The following is a 23,516-nucleotide window of genomic DNA, read 5'->3' as shown; positions in this document are numbered from 1 at the left end:
CCGAAGGGAGCCTCGCTCACCCCTGCCTCCACGGGAGACCCGCCTGCTTCCACCCGTTGGTCGCACGGTGGCCGTGCTCGTCGAGGTCACCCTCGAACCCCTCGGAGATGTTGGTGGCCCCGGCATAGCCCGCGGCGGCTGCCGTGGCCGTCGCCGCGGCGGAGCGGGCTCCGGAGCGGCAGAGGAAGAGCACGGGCGCGTCCTCGGACGGAAGTGCGGCGCGCAACTGCTCGAGGAACCTCGGGTTGGGCGCGCCCTCAGGGAAGGTCGTCCACTCGATGGCGACCACCTGCTTGCCGAGGGAGGTGATGTCGGGCAGCCCGACGAAGGACCACTCGGCCTGCGTGCGCACGTCGACGAGGACCGCTGCGGGATCGCTCTCGAGGCGCTCCCAGGCCTGCCGGGGGGTGAGGTCTGGGTACTGGCTCATGACGTCAGGTTAATTTCCGCACCGCGCCGGCCTGACCGCGGGTCACGTCGCGAGACGTGGAGGGCTCAGTGACCGAGTGACATGCCGCGCGTGACCAGCCAGGCCGTCACGAGGAATCTCGCAAGACAGCCGATCGATGTCACGACGAAGAAGAGCGCCATGTTGACCCTCTTGATCCCCGCGGCGACGGTGACCACGGCGAGTGGCGGGAACCCGACACCAGAGGAGGCGAGCATCACGAGCGGCCCGAGACGTGGTCGGTCGAGCACGTCGATCATCGCCTTGCTCCACCGAGTCAGCTGCTCACGGATCGGTCCGGCCGCACGCCGTGGCTCGGCTGCCTCGCGCGCCTCCTTGGCCTCGCGGCGGCGGCTGTAGGCCACTGCTCCCTTGTCCGCGATGACGAAGTGGGACATCTTGCCGATGACGAGTCCACCGGTCATGGCGCACACGTGCAGCACCCACGCGTCCGGGAAGATCACGGGTGCCGCCAGCGCATAGATCTCGGCGTTGAGCGGCGGGAAGAAGGCGGAGAGCAGGCCGAAGAGCACTGCGCCGATGAGTCCGGTGGCGATCAGCCAGTCAGGCACGTTAGTGATGTCAGGTCCCCTCAGGTGCGGTTGGTGAACGCGACGACGGCCTGTCCATCGGGCCAGGCCTCGACAGCGGTGAGCGATCCCGGCGAGCCCGCGAGGCGCCACATGCGGTCGTGTGGCAGGTCGAGCACGAGCGAGAGCACCGCAAGAATCGGCTTGCGGTGGCTCGCGACGACGATGGTGCCACCACGTGCGACGGTCCGCTCCCAGGCATCGGTGACGCGCTCGACCAGCTCGTCGTGCGACTCGCCTCCGGGCCGGGCATACCCCCGGTCGTCGCGGAGCGCCGTGAAGTCATCAGCGGCATCCCGGACGAGATCGGCGATCGCGGCTCCGTCCCAGTCGCCGAAGGACTGCTCGTCCCAGTCCCGGTCCACCTCGGCGCGGACGCCGAGCCGCTCGGCAATGACTGCCCCGGTCTGCCGAGCGCGCAGGAGGTCCGAGGTGATGACCGTGACCCGCCCGCCGTCGACGAGCTCGGCGACGAGGTCGGCCGCCCGATCGGCCTGCTGTCGACCGGTGGCCGTCAGGCCCGGGTCGGCACCTCCGCGGCCGTCGAGGCGCACCTGCTCGGTGAACTCGGTGACGCCGTGGCGCACGAGGATCACCCGGGTGGGCGCTCCTTGGCCCGCCGGCGGACGGACGGGCTCCTGCTCCCCGTCACGCGACGGGGTGAGGTCGTCGCGGCCCTGCTCGCTGCCGTGCCAGTCCTCGACGCGCTCGCCGTCCATGCCGCGGTTGGACAGGGCATCGGCAGCGCCGTTGTCCGCACGCGGGACCCAGGTGAAGTCCACCGACCCTCCCGCGTCCCGGATCGAGGCGACGAGGTCACGACCCTGCAGCGCCAGCTCGCGCATGTCGGGATGCTTGATCTTCCACCGACCGGACATCTGCTCGACCACGAGCTTGGAGTCCATCGCGACGAGCACCTGCGCATCGGCGCAGATGCGTCCTGCCGCGGCCAGTCCCGCGAGCATCCCGCGGTACTCGGCGACATTGTTGCTCGCTGTCCCCAGGGGTGCCGCCAGCTCCACGAGGAGGGCTCCCGTGTCCGCGTCCCGCACGAGCGCCCCGTAGCCGGCGACCCCGGGGTTGCCCCGGGACCCCCCGTCGGCCTCGACGCGCAGCGAGCGCGGCATCAGTCGTCTGAGTGGGTGCGCACGAGGATGCGAGTGCACTCCTCGCAGCGCACGACCTCGTTGCTCGCTGTCCTGTCGATGGCGGCGAGGTCCGTCGGGTTGAGCTCGAGACGGCAGCCGCCGCACCGGCCGTGCTTGAGCTCGGCAGCGGCCAGCCCGCCGGAGTGCTCGCGGATCCGCTCGTACAGCGCCAGGAGCGCGTCGTCGATGCTGGCGCTGATCTCGTCCCGGGGGCGGGCGACCTCGACGCGCTCGGCGTCGAGCTCGGCGACGGCGGCATCGCGCTCAGCGGTCAGCCGGTCGACCTCTGCCTGTGCCTCGTCGCGCTGCGAGGCGAGCTCGGCGAGCCGCGTCTCCACACTCTCCTGGCGCTCCATGACCTCGATCTCGACGTCCTCGAGCGCAGCCTGTCGGCGGGCCAGCGACTCCAGCTCGTGCTGGAGGGCCTGGAGGTCCTTGGCGCTGCCCTGGCCGGACTCGAGGCGTGAGGTGTTGCGCGCGGTGCGGTCGCGCACCTGCTGCACATCGGCCTCGGCCCGCTCGACCTCGCGCCGGATGTCGGACAGTCCGGTCTCGACGCGGACGACGTCGTCGCTCACCTGCCGCAGCCGGCCCTCGGCCTCCTGCACGGCAGCGATCTGCGGCACCCGGGTGAGCGCGTGATCGATCTGCTGGAGGCGGGTGTCCAGCGCCTGCAGATCGAGGAGTCGTGCCTGGACGAAGGGGTCTGCCTTCACTGCGGGTCTCCTTGGTCGGTGCGTGCGCCCACGGTGAAACTCCACGGGTCGGTGCAGATGGTGCTCACGTGAGTCTCCAAGCCAACCACGTCGTGCCCGGCGGCTGCGAGGGACTCCCTGAGGCGGTCGAGCATCTCCCCCAGCCAGAGCGACTCCGTGGCCCAGTGGCCGGCGTCGATGAGGAAGGGGGTGCCCCCGGTCGCCGTGGCCTCCTCACGGGCCTCGAGTGCCGGATGGTGGCGCAGGTCGGACGTGACGTAGACATCTGCGCCCGCGGCGACTGCGGCACCGATGAGCCCGTCGCCGGCACCACCGAGGAGGGCGACCCGTCGCACGACGCCGTCGGCCGGTCCGGCCACGCGGACCCCCGCTGGCGCCGAAGGGAGCGAGTCCGCCAGCCGCGCAGCGAAGTCCGCCAGGGAGACCGGCTCGTCGAGGTCACCGACGCGCCCCATCGGGCGCCCCTCCTCGATCGTCAGGGGCTCGGTCGAGGCCAGGCCGCAGGCCGCGGCGAGCGCGGTGTTGACTCCCGGCTCGGCCACATCGGCATTGGTGTGGGCGACGTACAGCGCCACGTCGCCGACGACGAGGGAGGTGACGGCAGCCCCCTTCGCGCTGGTCGTGGCAACCGAGTGCAGGCCGCGCAGCAGCAGGGGGTGGTGGGTGATGATCAGGTCGGCGCCGGCATCGCGGGCCTCCTGGATCACCTCGAGGGTCGGGTCGACGGCGGCGTGGACACGACGGATCGGCTGCTCGGGGTCACCCGAGACGAGCCCGACACGGTCCCAGGACTGGGCCGACTCCTGCGGGAAGGAGTCCTCCAGGACGCTCAGCACGTCCCGGAGCGGTATGGAAGTCATGTGGGCCCGGCCGGTCTCGAACCGACGACACCCGCGGTGTAAACGCGGTGCTCTACCAACTGAGCTACAGGCCCCGGCGCGCGCGGCGCCGCGGTCATTGTGTCAGCCCGGAGCCGGTGCCCGACGCCTCGGCCTCACACCCGTCGTGCGTCCTCGATCAGGTTGATCTCGTAGAGGACCAGATCGAGGGCGTCGGCGGCGCTGATCGGGGAGAAGAGCTGGGGCGTCTCCTCGGTGACGGTGGGCACGAGCGGGCTGAGGATCGTCCACGGGGTGGGGTGGGCGAACTGGACGACCGAGTAGCGATCACCCTCCTGCCCGGGGGCGGCGACGACCCGGTGGATGCCGGGCGTGATGACCCCGTTGGTGACGACCTCGAGCATGAGTCCGGTGTTGATGATCGCGCCGCCCTGCGGGGCGATGGCGTCGATCCACTCGCCGGAGTCCTTCAACCGGACCTGCAGGCCCGCGGCGGTGGCCCGCGGCAGCGCGGTGATCAGGTTGATGTCGGCGTGCTCGGCCGCCCACACGTGCGGCGCGTCGGGCGCGGACTCCATCGCCGGGTAGTGGATGGCGCGCGAGAGGGTCGGCCCGTCGACGAGCATCTTCTCGAAGTAGTCCGGGTGGGCGCCGACGCCGGTGGCGATGATCCGCAGCACGCGCCGCTGCAGGTCCGCGACCGCGGTGTGGAAGGTCGTGAGGGTCTCGGTGATGCCCGGCACGGCCGACTCCGGGAGCACCGGGTCGTGGTATCGGTGCGGGTAGCGCGTGCGCAGCGGATGCCCGGCCGGGATCGCAGGACCCCAGTTGAGCATCTCCTTCCAGTCCGCGACGTCGGCGGTGGCCGCGGTCTCGACGAGCAGGCCCGTGTAACCGGTCTGACCGTGGGTGCCGGGAGCGACGAACTGCTCCTTGACCTCGCGCTCGGCGCCGAAGAACTCCTCCAGCATGCCGTAGGCGCTGTCGATGAGGTCCTCGGACAGGTCGTGCTTGACGAAGACGAAGCCCGTGTCCAGCGAGGTCATCAGACCGTCGACGACGGCCCGTGCTCGCTCACCGTCCCCGGACTCGAAGGCCAGCAGGTCAACCTCGAGGATGTCGTCGCTCATGACGACGAAGGCTACCTGCCCTGGTGGAGCCTCAGGCGTGGGCGAGCTGGGTGAGCGCCTCGTGGTAGCCGGCGAAGTCGCGCGCCTGCCCCGAGGGGTTGACGAGCGACCAGGCGATGCGACCGTCGCGTCCCACGAGGAAGGTCCCGCGCTCCGCCTTGCCCGCGGCCTCGTCGAGCACGCCGTAGCTGCTCGCGACCTGCCCGTGCGGCCAGAAGTCGGACAGCAGGGGGAAGAAGTACCCCTGCTGGTCGGCCCAGGCCCGCAGGCTGAACATCGGGTCGCAGGAGATCGCGAAGGTCGTGACGGCCTCGGACTCGAAGCGCCCCAGGTCATCGCGGATCTCCCCCAGCTCACCGGTGCAGATCCCGGAGAACGCGAAGGGGTAGAAGACGAGCAGCGCCGCCCGCTCCCCCAAGCACTCGCTCAGCGAGACATCGCGACCGTTTTGGTCGCGCAGGGTGAAGTCGGGCGCGGTGTCCCCGACCGACAGTGGCTGCTGGGTCATCCCGTCAGTCTGCCAGTGCCCAGGTGGGCGACGATCAGGCGACGCCCTTGCGGGCGGCGAGTCGGGTCGCCACCCAGTGCTCGGAGCACATGACATTGCCCGAGGTGTGCAGCCCCGCGGTCGTGGCGGCCTCGTCGACCTCACTCGGGTCGACCTCGTCCTCCTGACCGGGGCGGGGCGTCAGCAACACGATCGAGGAGCCCTCGGCGAGCGTGCCCAGCGTGTCGACGAGTGCGTCGGTGAGGTCACCGTCGCCATCGCGCCACCACAGGATCACGGCGTCGACGACACCGGTGTAGTCCTCGTCCTCGATGGGGTCGCCCACGACCTCCTCGATGGCGGCGCGCAAGGCCTCGTCTGCGTCATCGTCCCAGCCGTACTCCTGGACGATCTGCTCCTTGGCGAAGCCCAGTTTGGACACGGCGTCCCGGGCGAGATCCTCGCCGTGCGCCGTCGACTGCCCCGTCACGACTGTGGTCCCTTCTCCTGCTGTGTGCTCATTCATCGGTCACAGTCCACCGTGTCCGGGCTCGGGAAGCAAGCAGAGCCCCCCGGCTCGCCTCGTCGAGAGCGGCTCGCGAGGGCCTCGGTGCGGCCCCGCAGGCGCTCTGCGGCGGCCCGATCGAGGTGGCTGACGTGCGGACTCACCGGCCCGACCGTGCTGACGAAGTGCACGCTCGCCAGGTCCATCCGCCGAGACAGGGGGCCCTGGACGAGCGTCATGGACTGGATCCGTCCCCACGGGACGACCTGCACGGTGTGGTCCAGCCACCCACCACGGGTGATGACCGCTCGCTCACCTGCGAGGTAGCCGATGCGCCGGTGGGCGAAGGGATGGAGCCGGCGCGCCCGTGCCGGTTGTCCGACGAAGGCCGCCGGGGTCCCCTGCATGAGCGACGCGACCTCTGCGGTCGTCGTCGCGTCCGCGGTGAGGACCTCGAGCAGCCGCATGACCTCCGCGGTCGTCGCGACCGGCACGAGCTCGCTGTCCGAGGCCCCCTCGGAGGCCGATCCGATGTCCGCCCCGGCGACATTGACCTTCAGCGACCACCAGCCCTGTCGCCGCCACAACCAGGGCTGCTCGATGGCCACCGCCTGGACGCGATGCAGGGGAACCGACGAGGTCCGGGTGTCGGTGAGGCCACGTTGGCTGGTCAGGGTCGTGCCGCGCAAGCCGATCGTGAGGCCCCACCAGCGGCTCAGGCGCATCAGGGCCCGACCGGCGCTCAGGGCGATGATCGGCACGAAGCCCCCCACCGCGGGCGCCAGGCCGACGAGCACGAGGACCACCGCGACGACGGCGAGGACGGCGAGGAAGAGCACCTCGCTGCTCAGCAGGACCGAGGCGACGACGCGTCCCGGGGGCACGGACAGCACGTGCTCAGCGCGCCGGTCGCCCACCGGTGCCTCGTGGGTCCGCGAATCGTCAGTCTGCGGATCGGGCGATGCGTCCCCGAGCTCGACCTGGTGCGCCAGACCGAGCAGCCGCTCGCGCACCCCCTCTGCGTCCGCCACCTTCAGATAGGCGATCGACAGGTGGGAGTCGCCCCCGCCCGCAGACTCCACGCGCACCTCCGAGAGGCCGGTGAGACGGGCCAGGAGCGGTCGGACGATGTCGACGGCCTGGATGCGGTCGTAGCGCACCTGCCGGTGCTGACGAAAGAGCGCGCCGCTGCGCATCTCGATGCTGTCCTCGCCGAGGCGGTACCGGGTGAACCACCACGAGACGAGGCCCAGCACGAGCGCCCCGACGACGACCAGGGCGACGACCCCGGCTTGCACGAGGAGCCAGCGCCCGCCCCCTTCGCCGGGACCGTCGCCCTGACCGGCGAAGGCGCCGGCGATGGTGTCGAGCTGCTGGCTGAGGAGGTAGCCGAAGACGCCCAGGACGACCAGCCCGCCCCGGATGAAGGGCGAGACCGGGTGGACCCGGACGAAGTCCTCGTCGGTCACAGGCCCGCCCGCTGCGCCTCGCCGCGGGCCGCCAGCCGCACCCGCAGCTCCTCGGCAACCTCCGACGGCAGCCCGGGGATGTCCCCGCTGCTGGCCGGCGAGGCCGTGTTGACCGTGATGTCGGCCAGGCCCACCGTGCGCTTGTAGGGACCGGAGCTGAGGTCGACGTACTGGATACGGCCGTAGGGGATCGTCACGAGCCGGCGCCACATGCGGCCCTTGCGGATGGCCAGCTCCTCGGGCAGCTCCGCCCAGGTGATCGCCCGCACCTGCACCCCGAGCAGCCACATCAGCCAGGCCCACAGCAGGACCAACGCGGCAGCGCCGACAGCCAGCCACCACCAGAGGTGGACGGACGAGAAGGCGAGCGCGAGCGCCACCGGGAGGAGGACCGCACTCGCGCTGACCCGCCGCACCCGGGCGAGCTTGGGCGACACCGTGTGCCAGTCGGCGCCGTGGTCACCGCTCAGCGGGAGCACGGTGGGGCCCGGAGAGGGAGACGTCGAAGGGGGTCCTGCCAGTTGGTCATCCACAGCACCATCACACCAGACATGGTCCGTAGGCTGGCGTCGTGGCCGATCGACCGGAGGTGCAGTGATGGGACGTATGACGCAGCGCCTGAAGGTGCAGCGGATCGGTGGTCGAACGGGCACCCGCTTGGAGTCGGTCGCGGTCGAGGAGCCCCTCGAGATCCGGGTCGCGGCCCTGCCCGCCCGCGGGATCCCGGCCGGGAGCAACCCCCTTCGTCCACCATCGACGACCGTGACGACGACGATGCGCCTGCCCGGCGACGACTTCGACCTCACGCTCGGTCATCTCGTGGCCGAGGGGCTCATCGGCGACGGGGACGACATCGCGACGATGATGCACTGCACCGACACCGGCCCCGACGGGTCGCCGACCTTCAACGTCGTCGAGGTGACGCTGGCCGCGGGGGTCTCGCTCCGCCGGCCGATCACCCAGCGGACCGAGGTCGCGACCAGCGCCTGCGGCGTCTGCGGATCGACCTCGGTCGACGACCTGCTCGCCGCCCTCCCCCACTCGCCCTCGACCGACGACACCCGCTTCGACCTCGATGCGATCCACGCCGGCATGGCGGCGATGCGGTTGCGGCAGAAGGTCTTCGAAGCGACGGGTGGTGTGCACGCAGCCGCTCTCCTGGACGCGCAGGGCGAGCTGCTCGTCGTGCGCGAGGACATCGGACGGCACAACGCCGTCGACAAGGTCCTGGGCTGGGCGGCCCGCGAAGGGCGCCTGCCCCTGCGCGGGCACGCACTGCTCGTCTCCTCCCGGGCCGGCTTCGAGATCGCGCAGAAGGCCGCGGTCGCCGGTGTGCCGGTCCTGGCCTGCGTCTCGGCCGCCACGAGCCTCGCCGTCGAGGTGGCCGACCGGAGCGGGCTGACCCTCCTGGGATTCGTCCGCGGGGACCGCGCGACCGCCTACAGCCACCCCGCGCGCATCTCGGAGGCCGAACCCGGTTTGTGACGGTCGCCACGGACGCGAGATAGTGGCTGTGTCCGCCGTCACCTCTGGCGGATCGGTCTTGTGAAAGGACGACGACGTGCCCGGCTCAGCGGATTACCTCAGCGACGGCCCCATCCTCAACGGCATCCCCACCCACCTGCCGGACATCGATGCGGAGGAGACCGCCGAGTGGTTGGACTCCATCGATGCCCTCATCGACGACTCCGGGCTCGATCGTGCCCGCTACGTGATGCTGCGGCTGCTGGAGCGTGCGCGGATGAAGAACGTGGGGGTCCCGTCACTGACGACGACCGACTACGTCAACACGATCAAGCCGACCAACGAACCGTGGTATCCCGGTGACCAAGAGGTCGAGCGTCGCTACCGCGCGTGGATCCGCTGGAATGCCGCGGTCCAGGTCCATCGCGCCCAGCGCCCCGGCGTCGGCGTCGGCGGCCACATCTCCTCGTACGCCTCCGCGGCGACCCTCTACGAGGTCGGCTTCAACCACTTCTGGCGGGGCAAGGACCACCCCGGCGGTGGCGACCAGATCTTCTTCCAGGGACACGCCTCCCCCGGCATGTACGCCCGCGCCTTCCTCGAGGGGCGCCTGAGCGAGGACCAGATGGACGGGTTCCGCCAGGAGGCCAACCGCCTCGCCAACGGCGGCGACATCGGGATGCCCTCCTACCCGCACCCGCGGCTGATGCCCGAGTTCTGGGAGTTCCCCACGGTGTCCATGGGCATCGGTCCGATGAACGCGATCTACCAGGCGCAGTTCAACAAGTACCTGCACAACCGTGGCATCAAGGACACCTCGCAGCAGCACGTGTGGGCCTTCCTCGGTGACGGCGAGATGGACGAGCCCGAGAGCCGCGGCCTGCTCCAGACCGCCGCCTTCGAAGAGCTGGACAACCTCACCTTCGTCATCAACTGCAACCTGCAGCGCCTCGACGGACCGGTCCGCGGCAACGGCAAGATCATCCAGGAGCTCGAGGCCTACTTCCGCGGCGCCGGGTGGAATGTCATCAAGGTCGTCTGGGGCCGCGGCTGGGACCCGCTGCTGGCCTCCGACCGCGACGGCGCCCTGGTCAACCTCATGAACCAGACGCCCGACGGCGACTACCAGACCTTCCGTGCCAACGACGGCGCGTTTGTCCGCGAGAACTTCTTCAACCGCGACCCGCGCACCCGCAAGCTCGTCGAGGACTGGTCCGACGCCGACGTGTGGTGGAAGCTCAAGCGTGGCGGCCACGACTACAACAAGGTCTACGCCGCCTACCGCGCCGCGACGGAGCACACCGGCCAGCCGACCGTCATCCTCGCCAAGACGATCAAGGGCTACGGCCTGGGCACGCACTTCGCCGGGCGCAACGCGACCCACCAGATGAAGAAGCTGACCCTCGACGACCTCAAGGGGCTGCGCGACGGGCTGAAGATCCCGATCTCCGACGAGCAGCTCGAGAAGGATCCGTACCTGCCGCCGTACTACCACCCCGGCGAGGACGACGAGGCGATCCAGTACCTCAAGGAGCGCCGCGGCAAGCTCGGCGGTGGCCTGCCTCAGCGCCGCGTCGAGTACACGACGCCGACGCTGCCCGGCGACGACAAGTACGCCCAGATGGCCAAGGGCTCGGGCAAGCAGGAGATCGCCACGACCATGGCGTGGGTCCGGCTGCTCAAGGACCTCATGCGGGAGAAGGACTTCGGCGACAGGGTCGTGCCGATCATCCCCGACGAGGCACGCACCTTCGGCCTCGACGCGTTCTTCCCGACGAAGAAGATCTACAACCCGCACGGCCAGAACTACACCTCGGTCGACGCGGACCTCATGCTCGCCTACCGCGAGTCGGAGCAGGGTCAGATCATCCACACGGGCATCAACGAGGCCGGCTCGGTGGCCGCCTTCACCGCCGCCGCGACGAGCTACGCCACGCACGGCGAGCCGATGATCCCGATGTACATCTTCTACTCGATGTTCGGCTTCCAGCGCACCGGCGACAGCATCTGGGCCGCCGGTGACCAGATGGCGCGCGGCTTCATGCTCGGCGCCACCGCCGGTCGCACGACGCTGACCGGCGAGGGCCTGCAGCACGCTGACGGCCACTCCCCCCTGCTCGCGGCGACCAACCCCGCCGTCGTGGCCTGGGACCCGGCCTACGGCTTCGAGATCGCGCACATCATGCGTCAGGGCCTGGAGACGATGTACGGCGGCGACGCGCCCAAGGGCGACCCCAGCCGCAATGTCATCTACTACCTGACGCTGTACAACGAGCCGCTCGTGCAGCCGGCGCAGCCCGAGGGCCTGGACGTCGACGGACTGCTCAAGGGCATGTACCGCTTTGCCGCGGGTGACGACTCCGGACTGGGTGAGACCCCACCTCGCTGCCAGCTGCTCGCCAGTGGTGTCGGCATGCCGTGGGCACTCGAGGCACAGCAGCTGCTCAAGGACGACTGGGGCGTCGTCGCCGACGTCTGGTCGGTGACGAGCTGGAGCGAGCTGCGCCGTGAGGCGATGGCCTGCGACCAGCAGCGCTTCCTCCACCCCGAGGCCGAGCGGCGCACGCCGTACATCACCCAGGCCCTCGAGGGCGCGGTCGGCCCGGTCGTCGCAGTCTCCGACTACATGAAGCAGGTCCAGGACCAGATCCGTCCCTGGGTCCCGGAGGAGTTCTCGGCGCTCGGCACCGACGGCTTCGGCTTCTCCGACACCCGCGCTGCGGCTCGGCGCTACTTCCACGTCGACGGTCCGTCGATGGCCGTGCGGGCTCTGCAGATGCTCGCCGAACGCGGCTGGGTGGCCGAGGACGTGCCGGGACAGGCTGCGGACAAGTACCGCCTGCTCGACATCAGCGCCGGCACCTCCGGCAACGCGGGCGGCGACGCCTGACGCACGCTGCAGACGAAGGGGGTGTCCACCGCCGTGGCAGGATCACGGGCGTGGACACCCCCTTCGTCATGTCGGTGAGCCGGGACCAGCTCCACCGCTTCAGCAAGCAGCCCTGCGAGGCCATCGAGCTCGTCGAGGACCTCGGGGTGCGCGGTGACGCCCACGCCGGAACCCTCGTGCAGCACCGTTCGCGGGTGCGCCGTGATCCCAACCAGCCCAACCTGCGTCAGGTGCACCTCATCCAAGGAGCGCTGCTTGACGAGGCCCGCGACGCCGGGCACGACATCGGTCCCGGATCCCTCGGGGAGAACGTCCTCACCGGCGGGCTCGACCTGCTCGCTCTCCCCGAGGGGACTCGGCTGCACCTGGGCGGGGCGAGCGTGCGCCTGACCGGCCTGCGCAACCCCTGCCGGCAGATCGACGAGCGCTCCCGCGGGCTGCTCAAGGTCGTCGTCCGCCGGATCGACGGCATCGCCTCCGACGCCGACGTCGAGCTGGGTCCGACCGGGGGAGTCAAGAGCGTCGACGGGGTCGGCATCGTGCGCCGGGCCGGCGTCATGGCCGTTGTCGAGCGCAGCGGCACGGTGCGACCCGGCGACCCCATCGAGGTCGAGCTCCCGCCGCAGCCGCGCACACCTCTCGCACCCGTCTGACCGGCTCTCAGGGACCTCAGGAGCCGGTCAAGAAGTCCTCCCGGGCCGTGGCACAGATGTCGGGCTGGTCGCAGAAGACCCCGTCGACGCCCACCTCGTAGAAGGCGGTCACCTCATCGGCCAGCCGGCCGTGGGCCGCGGGGTCCGAGCCGAGGCGGAAGTCGGTCGGCAGGAAGGTGTTCTCTGCGCGGAAGGTCCACGGGGTGACCTTCAACCCGGCCCCGTGCGCGTCGGCGACGAAGCTGGTGGGCTCCCCCAGGCTGCCGTCCGCGTTGCGGGTGATCACCGCGTCCTTCGCCGGACCGAAGCCGTCGATCCACCGTGACAGCTCCTTCATGGACTCGGCGCTCGTCAGCTCCGCATAGGTCGTGCCCTGCTCGTGCAGGTCGTAGGGGCCGCCAGCGACCTCCGTGAGGAAGGTGCTCTTGCCGACGTACCCGTGCACGGTGCGCAGGTCCTTCAGCGCGGTGAGCTCGAAGGACTGGATCCAGATCGGGGCCTTGCTGTGGTTGAGGTGGTGGCGCCGCACGAGACGGGCGACCTCCGCCTCAGGGTCGAAGCCCTCCGCGTGCGCGTAGGTCGAGTGCTTGATCTCCGGGATGATCCCGATGACGCGGCCGGTCCGGCGCGAGAGCTCCTCCCGCTTGGCGAGGACCTCCTCGAAGGTCGGCACCTCGAACTGGCCGTCGTACCTGCTCGACACCGGGCGCAGGCCGCCCAGGCGCTCCTTGGCGCGCAGGGTCTTCAGCTCGGCCAGGGTGAAGTCGTCGACGAACCAGCCCGGCACGGCCCTGCCATCGACCTGCTTGGTCGTCCTGCGGTCGGCGAACTCGGGGTGGTCGGCGACATCGGTGGTGCCACCGATCTCCGGCTCGTGGCGGTCGACGAGCACGCCGTCCTTGGTCATGACGAGGTCGGGCTCGATGTAGTCGGCGCCCTGCTCGACGGCGAGGTCGTAGGCGGCGAGAGTGTGCTCGGGGCGGTACCCGGACGCGCCACGGTGGGCGAGGACGAGCGGGTCGCTCATGTCCTTTTCCTGGTACCCGGGGTCACCAGAAATGGACCGGACCTCAGTGTCCTGCGACTGTACGAGGACTGCGACGGGCACGGCCAGCGCGACGACGGCCAAGACTCCTGTGGCAGTCCGTGTGCGGTGCATGCCGGCGACGCTAGCAGCGACACCAGCCCGTCGTCCCACGTCGCAGTGTCGTCCGCGTGAGCACTCGATGAACGCACGGAAGTGCCCCCTTCGCTCCGTGTGGTGGGCCGAGGCCGCTCTCGATCGCTGGAGGACCTAGGCTGACCCTTGTGTCCAAAGTACTGACTTCTCTTCCTTCAGGTGAACGTGTCGGCATCGCTTTTTCCGGCGGTCTCGACACCTCGGTGGCTGTCGCGTGGATGCGCGAGAAGGGCGCGGTGCCGTGCACGTACACCGCTGACCTCGGCCAGTACGACGAGGACGACATCGAGTCGATCCCCGGTCGTGCCGGCCAGTACGGCGCCGAGCTCTCCCGCCTCGTGGACTGCAAGGGCCCGCTCGTCGAAGAAGGCCTCTCGGCCATCGCGTGCGGCGCCTTCCACATCCGCAGCGGCGGCCGCACCTACTTCAACACCACCCCGCTGGGGCGCGCCGTCACCGGCACCCTCCTCGTGCGGGCCATGAAGGAGGACGGCGTCTCCATCTGGGGCGACGGCTCGACCTTCAAGGGCAACGACATCGAGCGCTTCTACCGCTACGGCCTCATGGCCAACCCGGGCCTGCGCATCTACAAGCCGTGGCTCGACGCCGACTTCGTCACGGAGCTCGGCGGTCGCCACGAGATGTCCGAGTGGCTCACCGAGCGCGAGCTGCCCTACCGGGACAGCGCGGAGAAGGCCTACTCCACCGACGCCAACATCTGGGGCGCCACCCACGAGGCCAAGACCCTCGAGCACCTCGACGAGTCCCTCGAGATCGTCCAGCCGATCATGGGCGTGCGCTTCTGGGACCCCGAGGTCGCCATCGAGACCGAGGACGTCACCGTGCGCTTCGATCGGGGTCGCCCCGTCGCGATCAACGGCGACGACTTCGGCGGTGACGCCGTGGCCCTGGTCATGGCCGCCAACACCATCGGTGGCCGCCACGGTCTGGGCATGTCCGACCAGATCGAGAACCGGATCATCGAGGCCAAGTCCCGTGGGATCTACGAGGCCCCAGCCATGGCCCTGCTGCACATGACCTACGAGCGCCTCCTCAACGCGATCCACAACGAGGACACGATCGCTGCCTATCACGCAGAGGGTCGCCGTCTCGGCCGCCTGCTGTACGAAGGCCGCTGGTTCGACCCGCAGGCGCTCATGCTGCGCGAGTCGCTGCAGCGCTGGGTCGCCTCGGTCGTCACCGGTGAGGTGACCGTGCGCCTGCGCCGCGGCGAGGACTGGACGATCCTCAACACCGTCGGCGAGCACTTCAGCTACCACCCGGACAAGCTGTCGATGGAGCGCACGGACAACGCTGCCTTCGGTCCTGTCGACCGCATCGGCCAGCTCACGATGCGCAACCTCGACATCGCCGACAGCCGCAGCAAGCTCGAGGTCTACGCCGCGCAGGACCAGCTGAGCGGTGGCTACCTCGAGATCATGGGCGAGCTCGAGGCCGGCGGCGGCGACCTGATCGCCTCCAACCCGTCGGCCAAGGACGTCGACGACATGGACGACGCCCTCGACCGCGCCGCCATGGAGTTCGGCACCGACTGATCTCCACGACTCCAGCAGGCAACCCCGCAGTGTCTTCGGACCTGCGGGGTTTCCTGCGTCCGAGCCCAGGTCACCGTTTGGTGCGCGCTTGTGTGGGTCGCACATAGACTCGGATCCATGTCGCGCCGTGGCCTCGTCTCCCTCACGACCCGCCGGCAGGTGCGCCGCAGTGGCGGCGAGCTGGCTCGCGCGGCCACGCAACGGCTCGAGGCAACGCATGACTGGTACGCCCGGCTCGGCGCCGAGGAACGCTCTTGGGTGGCTCTGGTCGCTCAGGCTGGCATCGCCAACTTCATCGAGTGGCTCGACGGAGTGGCTCCCGCCGACACCCGCACGACCTTTGGTGCGGCCCCGCGCGAGCTGACGCGCACCATCAGCCTGTCCCAGACGCTCGAGCTGGCCCGCTCCGTCGTGGACGTGGTCGATGAGCGCGTCGAAGAGCTCGCCCGGCCTGGTGACGACACCGATCTGCGCATCGCGGTCCTGCGCTACTCACAGGAGATCGCCTTCGGTGCGGCCCAGGTCTACGCCAATGCGGCGGAGCAGCGTGGGGCGTGGGATGCCCGTCTGGAGTCACTCGTCATCGACGCCGTCATGCGGGCCGAGGTGGACGAGTCGATCCGCTCCCGGGCTGCGGCACTCGGGTGGGGCGATGTCACGGATGTCGTTGTCCTGGTGGGCAGTTCGCCCACATCTGGCGACGATGAGCGCAATCCGGCGACGGCCGTCGGTCAGGTGCACTCGACGGCGCGGCGTCTGGACCTGCCGGTCCTCGCCGGTGTCCAGGGCACCCGGCTGGTTGCCGTGGTGGGAGGAGTGCAGGATCCGGCCGCGGCCGCCCGTGCCTTCGCCCACTGCTTCGCCGAGGGGGACCTCGTCCACGGCCCGCTCGTCCACGGCCTCTCCGACGGCGCGCTCTCCGCGCACGCTGCCGTGGCCGGCCATGTCGCCGCACCGGGGTGGCCCGGGCGTCCGCGCCCGGTCGCAGCCGACGACCTGCTCGCCGAGCGTGCGGTCGCCGGTGACGACCTGGCCCGAGCCACCCTCGTGGAGATGGTCCAGGTCCCGCTCGAGGAGCACCCGAGCCTGCTCGAGACCGCGCGCACCCACCTGGAGTCCTCCGGGCTCGAGGCCACGGCGAGGACCCTGATCGTCCACGTCAACACCGTGCGTTATCGGCTCGGTCGGATCACCGATGTCATCGGGTACGACCTGTCCGACCCGCACGAGGCCTTCACCGTGCGGATCGCGCTCACACTTGGCGCAATCTTGGAGGATCCCTCCAAGAGCCTTGGGTGATTCTCTGGTGAGGTCGATGTCGACCACACCACCCTCCGCACGGGAGTCTTGAGACGTGCTCGCCATCACCTGCCCCGGTCAGGGGTCCCAGACGCCCGGTTTCCTCTCCCCATGGCTCGAGCTGCCCGGTGTGGCAGACCGACTCCACTGGCTCTCGACGGTCGCCGGCATCGATCTGGCCGCGCACGGCACGACCTCCGACGAGGAGACGATCAAGGACACCGCGGTGGCGCAGCCACTCATCGTCGCCGCCGGCCTGCTCTCCCTCCTCACCCTCTTCGAGCACCCGGCCGACGGCTTCCGTGTCGTCGGTGCCGGCGCCGGGCACAGCGTCGGCGAGATCACCGCGGCCACGGCCGCCGGCGTCATCAGCGCCGAGCAGGCCATGGTCCTCGTCCGCGAGCGCGGCCGGTCCATGGCGCAGGCCGCCACCGTCACCGCGACCGGCATGAGCGCCGTCCTCGGCGGCGACGCGCAGGAGGTGCTGGCGAGCATCGAGTCGCACGGCCTGACGGCGGCCAATGTCAACGGCGCCGGCCAGGTGGTCGCCGCCGGCACGCTCGAGCAGCTCGCGGCCTTCGCCGAGGCCCCGCCCGCCAAGGCGCGCGTCATGCCGCTCAAGGTCGCCGGTGCCTTCCACACCGAGCACATGCAGCCCGCTGTCGCCGACCTCGCTCGCCTGTCGCGCGCGGTCTCGACCCACGATGCCCGCGTGCCGCTCGTCTCCAATGTCGACGGCAGCGTCGTCCACTCGGGGCCCGAGGTCCTGCGGCGCATCGTCAACCAGGTGAGCAACCCGGTGCGCTGGGACCTGTGCATGGAGACGCTCAAGGACCTGGGTGTCACCGGCATCATCGAGATCCCCCCGGCCGGGGCCCTCACCGGTCTCGCCAAGCGTGGTCTCAAGGGCATCGAGGTGCTCGCACTCAAGACCCCCGACGACCTCGAGGCCGCCCACCGGATGGTCCGCGAGCACGGCTCCAGCCGTCAGGCCAGCCAGCCCACCTGGCGGCTGGTGACCTCGCCCGTCAAGGGCATGGTCAAGGTCTCTGCCGTGCAGCCCGGCTCCGAGGTCGCTGCCGGCGACGTCGTCGCCGAGGTGTCCTCCCTCCGCGACTCGCTCGAGGTGCGCTCGGGCCACGCCGGCACGGTCGTCGAGTGGCTCGTCGAGGACGGCGACCCCGTCTCCCCCGGCCAACCGCTGCTGCGGATGCACCCTCAGGGTGGCCTCGCGTGAGCATCAGTGTCCCCGACGTCCTGCACCACGCCCGGCTCACCGGTATCGGTGGCTACCGCCCCGAACGCGTCGTGCCCAACAGCGAGATCGTCGACGCGATCGACTCGTCCGACGAGTGGATCCAGGATCGCTCCGGCATCGCCTCGCGCCACAAGGCGGCTCCCGACGAGAGCGTCGTCGACATGGCCGAGCACGCCTCGCGGGGCGCGCTCCAGTACGCCGGGCTCTCCGCTGACCAGGTCGGCGCAGTCATCGTCGCGACGGTGTCCCACCCGTACCAGACGCCGGCGGCGGCTCCCGAGCTCGCTGCCCGGTTGGACTCTCGTGCACCAGCCTTCGACATCTCCGCCGCCTGCGCCGGGTACTGCCACGGCATCTCCGTGGCCAATGACATGGTCCGGGTCGGCACGGCCGAGCACGTGCTCGTCGTCGGTGTCGAAAAGATGCTCGACTTCACCGACCCGACGGACCGCGGCTCAGCCTTCATCTTCGGTGACGGCGCCGGTGCCGCGATCGTCTCCCGCAGCGAGACCCCGGGCATCGGACCGACCGTGTGGGGCAGCGACGGCGAGCAGAAGCACCTGATCGCCCAGCGTGACTCCTGGATGACCCTCGCGGGCGACCGTGCCCTGCCGTGGCCAGCGATCGTCATGGAGGGCCCGAGCGTCTTCCGTTGGGCCGTGTGGTCGATGGCCAAGGAGGCCCAGCGCGCGCTCGACGCCGCGGGCATCACGGCCCAGGACCTGGCTGCCTTCATCCCCCACCAGGCCAATCTGCGGATCATCAACCAGATGGTCAAGGCGCTCGGCCTGCACCAGGACCTGCCCGTCGCCCGCGACATCGTCACCACGGCCAACACCTCCGCGGCATCCGTCCCCCTCGCCATGGAGCGCATGCTCCGTGAGGGCGAGGTCCAGCCCGGCGGGTTGGCCCTGCAGATCGGCTTCGGCGCGGGCCTCACCTGGGCCGCGCAGGTCGTGACCCTCCCCTAAGTTCACCCGTCGGTCCGACGGTTCTCGGACCACCCACCGCACAACAAGGAGCAATCCCATGGCATTCAGCGACCAGGAGATCCTCGACGGCCTCGCAGAGATCGTGTCCGAGGAGACCGGTGTCGACGCGTCCGAGGTGACCGCCGACAAGACCTTCACCGAAGACCTCGACGTCGACTCGCTGTCGATGATGACGATCGCCGTCACCGCCGAGGAGAAGTTCGGGGCCAAGATCCCCGACGAGCAGGTCAAGAACCTCAAGACCGTCGGCGACGCCGTCACCTTCATCAAGGCCAACCAGGCCGCCTGAGTCCGGTGACGTTCCTCCCTTCGTCCATGGCGAAGGGAGGAACCGCCCGACCTCCGTATCCCTCACCCTCAGGAGCCCCGCATGACCTCTCCCCGGCCCACCGTCGTCGTCACCGGCCTCGGCGCCACGACCCCGCTCGGCGGCACCGCCGAGGAGACCTGGCAGGCAGTGCTCGCCGGACGCTCCGGCGCCGGCCCCCTCGATGCCTCGTGGGTCGAGGAGTTCGAGCTGCCCGTCACCTTCGCCGCGCATCTGGCAGTCCCCGCCGCTGAGGTGCTGAAGAAGGTCGAGACCAAGCGCCTGGACCCCTTCGCGCAGTACGCACTCGTCGCCGCGCGTGAGGCCTGGGCCAACGCCGGCTCCCCCGAGGTCGAGCCCGAGCGGCTGGCCAGCGCGGTCGGCACCGGCATCGGCGGCGTCCAGACCCTGCTCACCGCGTGGGAGGCCTTGCGCACCAAGGGTCCTCGCCGGGTCTACCCCCTCTCGATCCCGATGCTCATGCCCAACTCTGCCGCGGGGACCGTCTCGCTGGAGTTCGGTGCCCGCGCGGGCGCCCACACGCTCGTCTCCGCCTGCTCCTCAGGCGCTGAGTCGATCGGTTACGGCGCGCACCTCATCCGCGAAGGCCTGGCCGATGTCGTCATCGCCGGCGGGTCAGAGGCCTCGATCCACCCGCTGCCCATCGCCGGCTTCGCCGCGATGCAGGCGCTGTCGACCCGCAACGACTCCCCCCAGACCGCCTCGCGTCCGTACGACACCGACCGTGACGGCTTCCTCCTCGGCGAGGGCGGCGCGATCCTGATCCTCGAGTCCGAGGAGCACGCGCGGGCCCGCGGCGCCAACATCATCTGCGAGCTCGCCGGATTCGGCGTCAGCGCCGACAGCCACCACATCGCAGCGCCCGAGCCCGAGGGCGCCGGAGCCTCCCGGGCCATGGCCGACGCGGTCCGCGACGCGGGGGCGACCCCAGCCGATGTCTGTCACATCAATGCCCACGCGACCTCCACCCCGGTGGGCGATGTCGCCGAGGTCGCCGCCATCCGCCGCGCCTTCGGCGCCGACGCCGACCACATGGCGGTCAGCGGCACCAAGTCCATGACGGGCCACCTCCTGGGCGCCGCCGGCGCACTCGAGGCCATTTTCGCCGTGCAGGCAGTGCGAGACCGGGTCGCTCCCCCCACGATCAACATCGACAACCTCGATCCGGCGGTGACGCTGGACATCGTGCGAGACACCCCACGCCCCCTCGGCGAGGGCGACCTGCTCGTGCTCGACAACTCCTTCGGATTCGGTGGGCACAACGTGGCTCTGGCCTTCAGGACCTTCGCATGACCCGCCAACCCAATGCCGCCTCCGCTGCCGCCGGCAAGCGCGTCAAGGTCCCCCGCGAGGAGGACCCGCGCAACCCCAACCATCGCCTCGCCGCCTTCCTCGACGACGGCTCGCTCGAGCTGATCACTCCCGATGGTGACTCGGGGATGCTCGCCGCGACGGGCACCGTCGGCGGCCAGCCGGTCGTCGTCTTCGCCTCCGACGCGACGATCATGGGCGGCGCCATGGGCGTCGCCGGGTGCAAGGTCGTCGTTGCCGCCTACGAGCGTGCGCTCGCCGACGGGCTGCCGGTCGTGGGTCTGTGGCACTCGGGTGGCGCCCGACTGCCCGAGGGTGTCGTGTCCCTGCACGCCGTGGGCGAGGTCTTCGCGATCATGACCCGGGCCTCGGGCAAGATCCCCCAGATCTCGGTCGTCATCGGTGCCGCTGCTGGTGGAGCCGCCTACGGTCCGGCGCTGACCGACATCGTGATCCTGGCCCCGGAGGGGCGGATCTTCGTCACCGGACCCGATGTCGTCCGGTCGGTCACCGGAGAGGACGTCGACGCCCTTCGTCTGGGTGGTCCCGAGCCGCACGGACGTCGCTCCGGCGTCGTGCACGTGCTCGCGGAGTCGATCGACGACGCCTTCGTCCGGGCCGGCACGCTGTGCCGCCTGCTCGGCGACCAGGGCGACTTCGATCTCTCGGCCGTCAACGACGTGGACCTCGCCGAGCAGCTGCCGGAGTCGGCCAAGCGCGCCTATGACGTCCACCCGCTCGTGGAGCAGATCCTCGATGCCGGTGAGGTGCAGGAGCTCCACGGCCGCTGGGCGCCCAACATCGTCACGACCCTCGGACGCATGGGTGGACGCACCGTCGGCGTCGTCGCCAACAACCCGATGCGCCTCGGAGGCTGCCTCGACTCCTCCTCCGCGGAGAAGGCGTCACGGTTCGTGCGCATGTGTGATGCCTTCGGTGTCCCCCTCGTCGTGCTCGTCGACGTCCCCGGGTACCTCCCCGGTGTCGGCCAGGAGTGGGACGGCGTGGTGCGTCGCGGCGCCAAGCTCCTGCACGCCTTCGCCGAGGCCGTGGTGCCCCGGGTGACGGTCGTGACCCGCAAGACCTACGGGGGCGCCTACATCGCGATGAACTCGCGCTCGCTGGGCGCGACCAAGGTCTTCGCCTGGCCTGATGCGCATGTCGCCGTCATGGGCTCGGTCGCCGCGATCCGGATCCTGCACCGACGCCGCCTCGCCGAGGTCGAGGAGTCCGAGCTGGCAGAGGTCGAGCAGCAGCTCGCCGACGAGCACGACCGTCTCTCCGGCGGTCTCGAGCGAGCTGTCGAGATCGGCGTGGTCGACGAGATCGTCGAGCCGACCCACACCCGATCGGCCCTCGCACGGGCGCTGGCCGAGGCCCCGGCTCGACGTGGGGACCACGGCAACATCCCGCTCTGACCCGAGCCCCGCCCGACAGGTCGGCGCGACCGAGTGTCTCACTCAGGTCACGCCGGCCTGTTGGTGTGACCCCGGACACTCGGTTACCACTAGGTTCGTGCGCATGTCGACCGACAGCGCCACCCATGAACCCCTCGTCGTCCTCACCGATGTCAACAAGCACTTCGGCCAGCTGCACGTCCTCAAGGACATCAACCTGACGGTCGGCAAGGGTGAGGTCGTCGTCGTCATCGGCCCCTCCGGGTCGGGCAAGTCGACCCTGTGTCGCACGATCAACCGTCTCGAGACCTTCGAGTCCGGCAGCATCACCATCGACGGCGAGCCCCTGCCCGAGGAAGGCAAGGCGCTGGCGCGGCTGCGCGCCGACGTCGGCATGGTCTTCCAGTCCTTCAACCTCTTTGCGCACAAGTCGATCCTCGACAATGTCACCTTGGGGCCGATGAAGGTGCGCAAGAAGTCCAAGGCAGAGGCCAACAAGCGCGCCCACGAGCTGTTGACCCGGGTGGGCGTCGAGGCGCAGTCCTCGAAGTTCCCCGCGCAGCTCTCGGGCGGACAGCAGCAGCGCGTGGCCATCGCCCGCTCCTTGGCCATGGACCCCAAGGTGATGCTCTTCGACGAGCCCACCTCGGCTCTCGACCCCGAGATGATCAACGAGGTCCTCGACGTCATGGCCCAGCTCGCGCAGACGGGCATGACCATGGTCGTCGTCACCCACGAGATGGGCTTCGCCCGTCGGGCCGCCGACCGCGTGGTCTTCATGGCCGACGGACAGATCGTCGAGGCGGCCACCCCTGAGGAGTTCTTCACCAATCCGCAAAGCGATCGGGCCAAGGACTTCCTCGGCAAGATCCTCAGCCACTGAGGCGGCACCACACACCACACGTCAGTCAGCACGACCGCGGAGCACAGCGAGTGAGCCGCGAACAACCCAGGAGGAGCACCATGATCATGCGACGAATCAGCGCCGCTGCCTTCACCCTCGCCCTCGCGGCCGGTCTCGCAGCCTGTGGCAGCGATGACGGCGGCGGTGACGGCGCCAGCGGTGGCGACGACAGCATCAAGGTCGGCATCAAGTTCGACCAGCCGGGACTGGGCCTCAAGGAGGGCAACACCTACACCGGCTTCGACGTCGACGTGGCCAACTACGTGGCCAAGGAGATGGGCAAGACCAAGGTCGAGTTCATCCAGGCACCGAGCAAGCAGCGTGAGGACCTCATCGCGACGGGTCAGGTCGACCTCGTCGTCGCGACCTACTCCATCACCGACGAACGCAAGGAGAAGGTCTCCTTCGCCGGCCCGTACTTCATCGCCGGTCAGGACCTGCTCGTCGCAGCCGACTCCACGATCAAGGGCCCCAAGGACCTCGATGGCAAGAAGCTGTGCTCGGTCACCGGCTCCACGTCCGCCGACAACGTCAAGAAGGAGGTCCCCGGCGTCAACCTGCAGGAGTTCGACACCTACTCCAAGTGCGCCGAGGCCGTCTCCAAGGGCCAGCTCGACGCCCTGACGACCGACGACACGATCCTCGCCGGCTACGCCGCCCAGGAGCAGTACAAGGGCAAGCTCAAGGTCGTTGGCGCTCCCTTCTCCGAGGAGCGGTACGGCATCGGCCTGAAGAAGGGCGACACCGCGCTGTGCGAGGACGTCAACAAGGCGCTGACCAAGATGGTCGAGGACGGCGCGTGGGACAAGGCGGTCGAGGACAACTTCGGTCCTGCCGGATTCAAGGTCGACGCCAAGACCAACCCGCCGAAGCTCGACGCCTGCTCCTGATGTGACCGGTGGGGTGGGTCACAGCACCTTGACCCACCCCACCGACCGCAGCACCTCAGGAC

At 70.0% G+C, this 23,516-nt stretch carries 23 protein-coding genes and 1 tRNA gene; 12 read left to right on the top strand and 12 right to left on the bottom strand.

The features are described 5' to 3' along the window. Positions 1-16: 16 nt before the first annotated feature. From JLI01S_RS02455 to JLI01S_RS02405, 11 genes are all read right to left on the bottom strand, one after another. The gene (locus tag JLI01S_RS02455; protein ID WP_068259392.1) at positions 17-430 is read right to left on the bottom strand and encodes a rhodanese-like domain-containing protein; all 414 of its coding nucleotides are present in this window, start codon (positions 428-430) and stop codon (positions 17-19) included. A gap of 65 nt (positions 431-495) precedes the next feature. Next, complete coding sequence (locus JLI01S_RS02450) at positions 496-1,020, bottom strand: hypothetical protein (RefSeq protein WP_068259389.1); 525 nt, start codon at positions 1,018-1,020, stop codon at positions 496-498. 20 nt (positions 1,021-1,040) lie between these two features. After that, positions 1,041-2,165 (bottom strand): bifunctional RNase H/acid phosphatase, encoded by a 1,125-nt coding sequence (locus JLI01S_RS02445; RefSeq protein ID WP_068259385.1) that lies wholly within the window; start codon positions 2,163-2,165, stop codon positions 1,041-1,043. Beyond that, positions 2,165-2,902 (bottom strand): zinc ribbon domain-containing protein, encoded by a 738-nt coding sequence (locus tag JLI01S_RS02440; RefSeq protein ID WP_068259384.1) that lies wholly within the window; start codon positions 2,900-2,902, stop codon positions 2,165-2,167. Before JLI01S_RS02440 ends, JLI01S_RS02445 begins: the two co-directional genes overlap by 1 nt. Next, positions 2,899-3,762, bottom strand: coding sequence for a Nif3-like dinuclear metal center hexameric protein (locus JLI01S_RS02435; protein WP_068259382.1), 864 nt, complete (start codon positions 3,760-3,762; stop codon positions 2,899-2,901). Before JLI01S_RS02435 ends, JLI01S_RS02440 begins: the two co-directional genes overlap by 4 nt. Before the next feature lies 1 nt (position 3,763). Beyond that, positions 3,764-3,836, bottom strand: a tRNA-Val gene (locus JLI01S_RS02430). A gap of 60 nt (positions 3,837-3,896) precedes the next feature. Next, the gene (locus JLI01S_RS02425) at positions 3,897-4,871 is read right to left on the bottom strand and encodes an isopenicillin N synthase family dioxygenase (RefSeq protein WP_068259379.1); all 975 of its coding nucleotides are present in this window, start codon (positions 4,869-4,871) and stop codon (positions 3,897-3,899) included. A 31-nt stretch (positions 4,872-4,902) separates the two neighbouring features. Continuing rightward, on the bottom strand, positions 4,903-5,379 hold the full coding sequence (locus JLI01S_RS02420) for a peroxiredoxin (RefSeq protein ID WP_068259376.1): 477 nt from the start codon (positions 5,377-5,379) through the stop codon (positions 4,903-4,905). A 34-nt stretch (positions 5,380-5,413) separates the two neighbouring features. Then, positions 5,414-5,848 (bottom strand): DUF3052 domain-containing protein, encoded by a 435-nt coding sequence (locus JLI01S_RS02415; protein ID WP_068259373.1) that lies wholly within the window; start codon positions 5,846-5,848, stop codon positions 5,414-5,416. 32 nt (positions 5,849-5,880) lie between these two features. After that, on the bottom strand, positions 5,881-7,332 hold the full coding sequence (locus JLI01S_RS02410) for a PH domain-containing protein (protein WP_068259370.1): 1,452 nt from the start codon (positions 7,330-7,332) through the stop codon (positions 5,881-5,883). Then, on the bottom strand, positions 7,329-7,865 hold the full coding sequence (locus tag JLI01S_RS02405) for a PH domain-containing protein (protein WP_245634497.1): 537 nt from the start codon (positions 7,863-7,865) through the stop codon (positions 7,329-7,331). The genes JLI01S_RS02410 and JLI01S_RS02405 overlap by 4 nt, the downstream gene beginning before the upstream one ends. Before the next feature lie 64 nt (positions 7,866-7,929). Between JLI01S_RS02405 and fdhD the strand changes: the two genes are divergently transcribed. The 3 genes from fdhD to JLI01S_RS02390 all read left to right on the top strand — a co-directional run bounded on the left by fdhD (position 7,930) and on the right by JLI01S_RS02390 (position 12,339). Beyond that, positions 7,930-8,817, top strand: a complete 888-nt coding sequence (gene fdhD, locus JLI01S_RS02400; protein WP_068259367.1) for a formate dehydrogenase accessory sulfurtransferase FdhD — start codon at positions 7,930-7,932, stop codon at positions 8,815-8,817. A gap of 76 nt (positions 8,818-8,893) precedes the next feature. Beyond that, a complete protein-coding gene (gene aceE / locus JLI01S_RS02395; RefSeq protein ID WP_068259365.1) occupies positions 8,894-11,686 on the top strand; it encodes a pyruvate dehydrogenase (acetyl-transferring), homodimeric type in 2,793 nt (930 codons plus the stop codon). A 50-nt stretch (positions 11,687-11,736) separates the two neighbouring features. Then, positions 11,737-12,339, top strand: a complete 603-nt coding sequence (locus JLI01S_RS02390) for an MOSC domain-containing protein (RefSeq protein WP_068259363.1) — start codon at positions 11,737-11,739, stop codon at positions 12,337-12,339. A gap of 16 nt (positions 12,340-12,355) precedes the next feature. Here the strand turns inward: JLI01S_RS02390 and JLI01S_RS02385 are convergent, their stop codons facing one another. Beyond that, positions 12,356-13,498 carry a glycerophosphodiester phosphodiesterase family protein gene (locus JLI01S_RS02385; protein ID WP_084349127.1) on the bottom strand — a complete coding sequence of 381 codons (1,143 nt, stop codon included), beginning with the start codon at positions 13,496-13,498 and terminating at the stop codon, positions 12,356-12,358. Between the two features lie 149 nt (positions 13,499-13,647). Here JLI01S_RS02385 and argG point away from each other — a divergent pair, with 149 nt between their 5' ends. The 9 genes from argG (at position 13,648) to JLI01S_RS02340 (ending at position 23,454) form a co-directional block, all read left to right on the top strand. Continuing rightward, positions 13,648-15,075: an argininosuccinate synthase gene (argG, locus tag JLI01S_RS02380; protein ID WP_068259356.1), complete on the top strand. Its 1,428-nt coding sequence runs from the start codon at positions 13,648-13,650 to the stop codon at positions 15,073-15,075. A 117-nt stretch (positions 15,076-15,192) separates the two neighbouring features. Next, complete coding sequence (locus tag JLI01S_RS02375) at positions 15,193-16,374, top strand: PucR family transcriptional regulator (RefSeq protein ID WP_068259350.1); 1,182 nt, start codon at positions 15,193-15,195, stop codon at positions 16,372-16,374. Between the two features lie 55 nt (positions 16,375-16,429). After that, on the top strand, positions 16,430-17,611 hold the full coding sequence (locus JLI01S_RS02370; protein WP_068259347.1) for an acyltransferase domain-containing protein: 1,182 nt from the start codon (positions 16,430-16,432) through the stop codon (positions 17,609-17,611). Next, positions 17,608-18,603, top strand: a complete 996-nt coding sequence (locus JLI01S_RS02365; protein WP_068259344.1) for a beta-ketoacyl-ACP synthase III — start codon at positions 17,608-17,610, stop codon at positions 18,601-18,603. The genes JLI01S_RS02370 and JLI01S_RS02365 overlap by 4 nt, the downstream gene beginning before the upstream one ends. A gap of 58 nt (positions 18,604-18,661) precedes the next feature. Further along, positions 18,662-18,913, top strand: coding sequence for an acyl carrier protein (locus tag JLI01S_RS02360; RefSeq protein ID WP_068259341.1), 252 nt, complete (start codon positions 18,662-18,664; stop codon positions 18,911-18,913). Between the two features lie 81 nt (positions 18,914-18,994). Next, positions 18,995-20,245: a beta-ketoacyl-ACP synthase II gene (gene fabF, locus JLI01S_RS02355; protein ID WP_068259338.1), complete on the top strand. Its 1,251-nt coding sequence runs from the start codon at positions 18,995-18,997 to the stop codon at positions 20,243-20,245. After that, the gene (locus tag JLI01S_RS02350) at positions 20,242-21,681 is read left to right on the top strand and encodes an acyl-CoA carboxylase subunit beta (RefSeq protein WP_068259335.1); all 1,440 of its coding nucleotides are present in this window, start codon (positions 20,242-20,244) and stop codon (positions 21,679-21,681) included. The genes fabF and JLI01S_RS02350 overlap by 4 nt, the downstream gene beginning before the upstream one ends. A gap of 103 nt (positions 21,682-21,784) precedes the next feature. Continuing rightward, positions 21,785-22,543: an amino acid ABC transporter ATP-binding protein gene (locus JLI01S_RS02345; protein WP_068259332.1), complete on the top strand. Its 759-nt coding sequence runs from the start codon at positions 21,785-21,787 to the stop codon at positions 22,541-22,543. 80 nt (positions 22,544-22,623) lie between these two features. Next, positions 22,624-23,454: a glutamate ABC transporter substrate-binding protein gene (locus JLI01S_RS02340; protein WP_068259329.1), complete on the top strand. Its 831-nt coding sequence runs from the start codon at positions 22,624-22,626 to the stop codon at positions 23,452-23,454. Positions 23,455-23,516 lie beyond the last annotated feature (62 nt).

This window comes from Janibacter limosus NBRC 16128 (genome assembly GCF_001570985.1).
In the GTDB taxonomy this organism is placed as follows: Bacteria; Actinomycetota; Actinomycetes; order Actinomycetales; family Dermatophilaceae; genus Janibacter; species Janibacter limosus.
This window is presented reverse-complemented; position numbering and strand designations above follow the sequence as displayed.